The organism is Streptomyces sp. AC550_RSS872, from assembly GCF_019049285.1.
Taxonomy (GTDB): Bacteria; Actinomycetota; Actinomycetes; order Streptomycetales; family Streptomycetaceae; genus Streptomyces.
Genome location: NZ_JAGMUL010000064.1, coordinates 39,966 through 46,378, shown reverse-complemented (window position 1 = coordinate 46,378; position 6,413 = coordinate 39,966). Strand labels below are relative to the sequence as shown.

The 6,413-nt window shown below is 72.5% G+C and carries 5 protein-coding genes; all 5 read right to left on the bottom strand.

Annotation, left to right across the window (positions count from 1 at the left end; translation table 11 throughout):
- A partial coding sequence (locus KUM44_RS26755; RefSeq protein ID WP_217211828.1) for an ATP-binding cassette domain-containing protein occupies nt 1–194 on the bottom strand: 194 nt, incomplete at its 3' end.
- Nucleotides 194–2,071: a dipeptide/oligopeptide/nickel ABC transporter permease/ATP-binding protein gene (locus tag KUM44_RS26750; protein WP_217211826.1), complete on the bottom strand. Its 1,878-nt coding sequence runs from the start codon at nt 2,069–2,071 to the stop codon at nt 194–196. The genes KUM44_RS26750 and KUM44_RS26755, both read right to left, overlap by 1 nt.
- Complete coding sequence (locus KUM44_RS26745) at nt 2,061–3,092, bottom strand: ABC transporter permease (RefSeq protein WP_217211824.1); 1,032 nt, start codon at nt 3,090–3,092, stop codon at nt 2,061–2,063. Before KUM44_RS26745 ends, KUM44_RS26750 begins: the two co-directional genes overlap by 11 nt.
- A complete protein-coding gene (locus tag KUM44_RS26740; RefSeq protein ID WP_217211822.1) occupies nt 3,089–4,519 on the bottom strand; it encodes an amidase in 1,431 nt (476 codons plus the stop codon). Before KUM44_RS26740 ends, KUM44_RS26745 begins: the two co-directional genes overlap by 4 nt.
- Before the next feature lie 160 nt (nt 4,520–4,679).
- Nucleotides 4,680–6,260, bottom strand: coding sequence for an ABC transporter substrate-binding protein (locus KUM44_RS26735; RefSeq protein ID WP_217211820.1), 1,581 nt, complete (start codon nt 6,258–6,260; stop codon nt 4,680–4,682).
- Between the last annotated feature and the right edge of the window lie 153 nt (nt 6,261–6,413).

The following is a 6,413-nucleotide window of genomic DNA, read 5'->3' as shown; positions in this document are numbered from 1 at the left end:
GCGAGCGTCGTCTTGCCCGACCCGGACTCTCCGACGAGTGCGAGGGTGCTGCCCCGGGGGATGTCGAACGAGACTCCCTTGAGCACCCTGCGGGCCGCGGCGCCGTGGCCGAGCTCGACGGTGAGATCCTCCACGTGCAGCAGCGGGGCGGCCGTCTGCGGGTCCGGTGCGGTGGCGGTTGCTGTGGCGGACATCAGCGGCTCCCTTCCGCGGCCGGGGGGCGGTCCGCGGCTTTGTCGGAAAGGTCGTCCGAGGGCGTGGTCGCCCCGCTCGGCTGCGCCGCATGCGCGTCGGCCGTCCACTGGACCGCGCTGAGGGTTCCGCCGGCCTCGACCGCGGCGGGCGTCGCCGCGAGCAACGCGCGGGTGTACGGGTGGGTGACCGTCCCCCGGCGCAGGTCGCCGCCCGTCGTACGGTCGACGACCCGGCCGCCGTGGAGCACCAGGACGGTGTCACAGAGCACGCCGACCACGCCGATGTCGTGCGAGATGAACAGCATCGCCGTGCCGTGCTCGCGGTTGATGCGCCGGAACTGCCGTAGCACCTCCGCCTGGACGGTGACGTCGAGGGCCGTCGTCGGCTCGTCGGCGATGAGCAGCCGTGGGTTCGTCGTCATCGCGGAGGCGATCGAGGCGCGCTGGAGCATGCCGCCGCTCAGCTCGTGCGGGTGCTGGCGCAGCCGCCGGTCCGGCTCGGTGACGTGGATGTCGGCCAGGGCGCGGACCATGTCCTGCGCGGCCTGGCGCCGGGGCGTCCCCAGATGCACCCTGGCCACCTCGGTGAGCTGGGTGCCGAGCCTCAGCGCGGGGTTGAACGTGCCGATCGGGTCCTGGTAGACGATGCCGATCTCAGTGGCGAGGCGTCGCTCCGGCGGTGTTCCGAGCAGGTCGAGGTCGCCCAGGGCAAGGCGCGACGCGTTCGCCCGCACGCCCTCGGGGAGCAGGCCCGCGACCGCCATGGCGATGGTGGACTTGCCCGAGCCCGACTCCCCTACGAGGCCGACGATCTGGCCGGCCCCGATGGTGAACGACACGTCGTCCACGAGTGTCCGGTCGCCGGCCCGCACGGTCAGCCCGGCGACGGTCAGCAGGCCGTCCCGCTCCGTGCCGGCCGCTGCCCCCGCACCGCCCGACGCCTGAGGCGCCTGCGCCGCGCCGTCCTGTGCCGGAGCGGCCGGTCCCGCCGCGTCCGCCGTCCTGGCCGGTGCGGGCGCCGTGCCGCGGGTTATGCCGCGGGTTCGCGGGTCGACGAGTGAGGCCACGCCGTCTCCGAGGAGCATGGCGCCCACACCGGTGACGATGAGCATGATCGACGGAGCGAGGACGACCGACGGCTGGGCGAAGATCGACGGCAGCGCCTCGTTGAGCAGCCGGCCCCAGTCGTACTGCGGGCTCTGCACACCGAGGCCGACGAACGACAGACTGCTGAGGTCGAGCAGGGACAAGGTGAAGCTCGAACTGAGGAGCACCAGCAGCGGCCCGCTGATGTTCGGCAGGACGTGCCGGCCCAGTATGCGCAGGCCGGGAACGCCGAGCAGGCGCGCGGTGAGCACGTAGTCCTTGTCCGCGACGGTCGCGGCGAGGTTCGCCGTCAGTCGTGCGAACCCGGGGACGCCGGCGACGGCGATCGCGACGATCGCGGACACCGTGCCCGGTCCGAGCACCGCCGCGATGACGAGGGCGAGCACGAGCGAGGGGAAGGCCACCGCCGAGTCGATGAGCCGCAGACAGGCCTCGCGCAGCCACCGGGGTGCGAGGTGGACCAGCGCGCCGATCGCGACGCCGACGACGAACGAGGCGGCGGTGGCGGCGGCGGCCATGAGCAGGGTGAGCCGGGTCGCTACGAGCGCCCGGGCCAGGACGTCACGGCCGAAGGCGTCGGTGCCGAGGAGATGCTCGGCACCGGGCCCCAGCCGCGTGTCGTCGGTGAGGGTCTCGGCGGAACCGCTCAGCAGCGGCGGGGCCACGAGGGCCACGACGAGGAGCAGTCCGAGGATCACGGCGCCGGACAGGAGCGACGGGTTGCGGCGCCATCCTGGCGCGGGCGGGCGCACGGTCGCGTCAGTGGCCACGACGACCTCCCTCAAGAGTGCGGGGGTCGACGATGCCGAGGACGACGTCGACGAGGAGGTTGACGAGCAGGGCGAGCATGCCGACGACGAGGATGATGCCCTGGATCACCGGATAGTCCTTGTTGATGATCGCCTGGACGACCTCGGTGCCGAGCCCGGGGTAGGTGAAGACGTTCTCCAGGATGATCGTCCCGCCGAGCAGGGACGTGAGGACGAGACCGCTCAGGGTGAGGACACTCGTCACGAGGTTGGGTAGCGCGTGGCGCAGGTGGAGACGCACGGATCCCAGGCGGTGGCCGCGGGCGGTCCTCATGTAGTCCTGGGCGAGCACCGAGGCCGTCTCCTGCCGGACGACCCGGGCGATGGCGAAGGCCGGGCCGATGCAGAGCGCGGCGATCGGCAGGACGAGCGCGCTCGGTGTCGTGGCGCCGCCGGACGGCAGCAGCCCGAGGCTGATCGAGAACAGGACGATGAGGAGGGTCGCGACGACGTAGACCGGCGCCGACGCGAGGAGACCTGCGACCGTGCCGAATGCGACGCCGAGCCGGCGGCGGCGTCCGTCACGGGTGAGGACACCGACGGTCATGCCCAGCGGGACGGCGATGACCAGGGAGAGCAGGACGGCCGGGACGACGAGTTGGACGGTGTACGGCAACCGGGTCGCGACGATGTCCGCAACCGGGGTGTCGAACCGGAACGAGGTGCCGAGCCGTCCCGAGGCGATGTCGCCGAGGTAGTGGACGAACCGTGTCGCCAGCGGCTCGTCGAGGCCCAGTCGTTCGCGTATCGCCGCGAGCGTGGCCGGCGACGAGTTGGTGCCGGCGATCGCGCGGGCCGGATCCCCCGGCAGCAGGGGCACGATGAGGAACGTCACGAGGACGAGCAGCAGCATGGATATCAGCAGCCCGCCCGCCCGGCGGACGGCGAACCCGGCCCAGCCACCGCCCAGCCGCAGCCGGGGGACGCGCCGGACGGGTGCGGCGGGCAGCGGCCCGGTCGGGACCGCGGACCCGGCGCTCACCGCGCCGCCCCCGCGAGCGCCGCGTCGTCCGGGTGCCGCTCGTACCAGCGGAACCGCGGTTCGAGCTGGGCGGAGAGCCGGAGCAGCGTCGCCTCGTCGAAGGGTGCGCCGACGAGTTGGGCTCCGACCGGCAGTCCGTCCGCTGTCGTATGGACGGGCAGCGAGATGGCGGGCAGCCCGGCGATGTTGACGAACGCGGTGAACGAGACCATCCGGGTCTCGGTGGCGCGCGGGCCGTCCGGGTCGGAGTTCGCCTCGTCGTACACGGGGCCGACCGGCGGCGCCACGACCGCCGTGGTCGGGGTGAGGAGGACATCGAAGTCCCGGCCCCACTGGGCGACCACGTCGCGTGACTCGGCCTGGAGGCGGGCGGCCGTCCGGGCGTAGTCGCCCGCGGTGACCTCGAGGGCGGTCTCCCGGCGGCGCCGGATGTAGGGGTCCACCGCGTCGGGGTCGTCGACCTCGATGGCGTAGGTGGAGGCACTGATGATCGTCCAGGTGAAGCCCATGATCGCCTCGTACGAGAACATCTTGGGGCGGGCCTCGACGACGTCGTGTCCCAGGTCGCGCAGTGCCTGCGCGGCCGTCAGCGCCGCCGTGCGGCACTCCTCGTCGACCGGCAGCCCGGTAGGCGCGTCGAGGAGCAGGCCGATCCGCAGCCGCCCGGGATCGGCACCGGCCTCCTCGATGTACGGGCGGCCCGGTTCGGGCGCGCTGTACCAGGCGAGCCGGTCGGGACGGCCCATGACGTCGAGCATGAGGGCCGCGTCGCGCACGGTGCGGGTGATCGCGCCTTCGGTCGTCGAGTGTTCCCAGCCCCGGACGAGTGCGGGCACGCGTCCCCGGCTCGGCTTGAGGCCGACGAGGCCGGTGACGGACGCCGGGACGCGGATCGATCCGCCGCCGTCGGAGGCGTGTGCCACGGGGGCGAGCCCGGCCGCGAGGGCCGCCGACGCGCCGCCGCTCGACCCGCCGGAGGTGTGGGCCGGGTTCCACGGGTTGCGCGTCTTGCCGTGCCGGGCGTTCTCGGAGACGGTCAGAGCACCGAACTCCGGCGAGTTCGTCCGGCCGAGGGGGATCGCGCCGGCGTCGAGGAGGAGCTGGACGTCGGGGTCCGTGACCGTCCGCGGGGTGTCCCGGATGGCCAGTGAGGACATCGTGTTGGGTTGCCCCGCGACGGAGTTGAGGTCCTTGATGGGGACCGGGACGCCGTGCAGCGGGCCGAGCGGATCGCCGCGCAGCACCGCCTGCTCGGCCCGGACGGCCGCCGCGCGCACGGCGTCGGCGTCGAGCCAGACGACGGCGTTGACGGCGGGATTGATCCGCTCGATGCGGTCGAGGTAGGTCTCGGCCACCTCCACCGGGCTGACCTCTTTCGTGCGCACGAGGTCGGCGATCTGCTGGGCGGTGCTGAATGGGTCGATCACCAGGGGGCTCCTGTCGGAAAGCTGCGAGGGTCTCGGTGCGGGGCTCCGCAACAGCGCGGGGGCTCTCCGTGCCTGCCGGACGGTCGGGTCCGGCCGCGTGGGTCTCCGCCGCATGGGTCTGCGCCGCGTGGGTCTGCGCCGCGTGCGGACGGCCTGTCCGTCAGCCGGTGATGCGCAGGATCGGGTCGTCGAGCGAGCCGCCGAGCATCTGTGCGCTGAATCCCTTGCGCAGTGCGTAGATGAACGGGTCGTTGACCAGCGGCACCGCGTCCACCTGCGAGATCAGGGCCTTGGCGGCCGTCTGGTACGCGGTGCAGCGGGCCTTCTCGGTCGTCGCCTCCGCGCCCTGGGCGAAGGCCTTGTTCAGCTCGGCGTTCTTCACCGCGCCGAGGTTGCCGCCGCCTTCGGGGACGGTGGGGCCCACAAAGTGGCCGAGCGGGCCCGCGAGGCTGCCGAGGAAGTTGAGGTCGGCGAAGACCGTGAGGTCCCAGGCGTCGGGCTTGCCGAACACGGTCCCGACCCAGGTCCCGACGTCCACGTTGGCGAGGGTGACGTCCGCGCCCGCGGCCCGCAGCGCCTCCTGGATGTACTGGTTTCCGGCGCCGGCGGGCCCGACGACCTGAGGGCCGACGAGGCGGATCTTCTTGCCCTTGAGCACGTCGGCCGCCGCGGCTTTGTCCGTCGGTACGAGGAAGGAGGTGCCGGGGTCGTTGCAGGGGATGCCCTTCTGCACGAACATCGTCGACGGCTCACCCGTGTCCTTCGAGACGACCTTGGTGAAGGCGGCGCGGTCAACGGCCTGGGCGACCGCCCGGCGGGTGGCGACGTCCGCGAAGACGGTGCCGGGTCGTTCGTTGAAGAGCAGGTAGAAGTCGGAGAACCGGCTGACGCTCACGCTGTGGCCGGGCACGCCGTCGAAGCGCGGGATACCGGAGGCGTCGATCTTGCCGATGTCGAGCTGGCCACTGGTCACGAGGTTGCCGGTCGCCGTCGGGTCGGGCGAGACCAGGTACTCCAAGGTCGCGGCGACCTTGCCGGAGATCTTCGTGCGCCAGGCGGGCCATGCCTTGTACTCCGGACGAAGCGTGTAGGAGTACGAGACGCCGGACTGGGACTTCTCAAGAAGGTACGGGCCGGACTGCGAGCCCTTGGCCTTACCTGCGGCGAGTGCCTTGAGGTCCTTGAGTCCCGCCGGGCAGACGATGCCCGTGCTCGCGACCGACAGGCCGGTGACCATGTCGCCCCACGGCCTGGCGAGCGTGATCTTCACCGTCCGCGCCGCGTCGTCGGCGGTCACTTTCACCGTGTTGCCGGGGCCGAAGACCGTGGGGAGATCGGGCGCCGCCGTCTTCGGGTCGACGTACCGGTCGAGGGAGCCCTTGACGACCGTTGGCGTGATCGGAGTCCCGTCGGCGCAGGTCGCGTCGGCGCGCAGGGTGAACGTGGCCGAGGTCGGCGTGTTCTTCCACTCGGTGGCGAGCCCGCCGACGAGCCCGCCGTCGTCCTTGCGCACGAGGGTGTCGTAACTGTTCCGGGCGAGCTGGTAGTCCGGCAGGGACAGGGCCTTGGCCGGGTCGAAGCCGGCCGGCACGTCGATCGTCGTCCGGATCTTCGTCGCCGTGGCGGCATCACCGCCGCTCGGGTCTGCGGACGTCGCTCCCGTGGTGGTGCAACCGGCGAGTACGGCCGTCATGGCGACGGCTGCGGTCACAGGGACCGCGCGGGTACGGGTCTGGCGCATGGGTGCTCCTGGAGAGGGATGTCGTGCTCTGCGCAGGTCGGGCAAGGGACCGGGCGGGACGAGCGCGAGCAGTTCGGGGTGGAGGCGGTGCGCGCGGCGCTCTGCGGACGCCGCTTGGCAGCGAGCCGTGGAGCACTGGGTGTGGAGAGGATG

Excerpts from the sequence above, each read along its gene's own strand:
- KUM44_RS26735 (WP_217211820.1), bottom strand. The coding sequence starts at position 6,260 with ATGCGCCAGACCCGTACCCGCGCGGTCCCTGTGACCGCAGCCGTCGCC.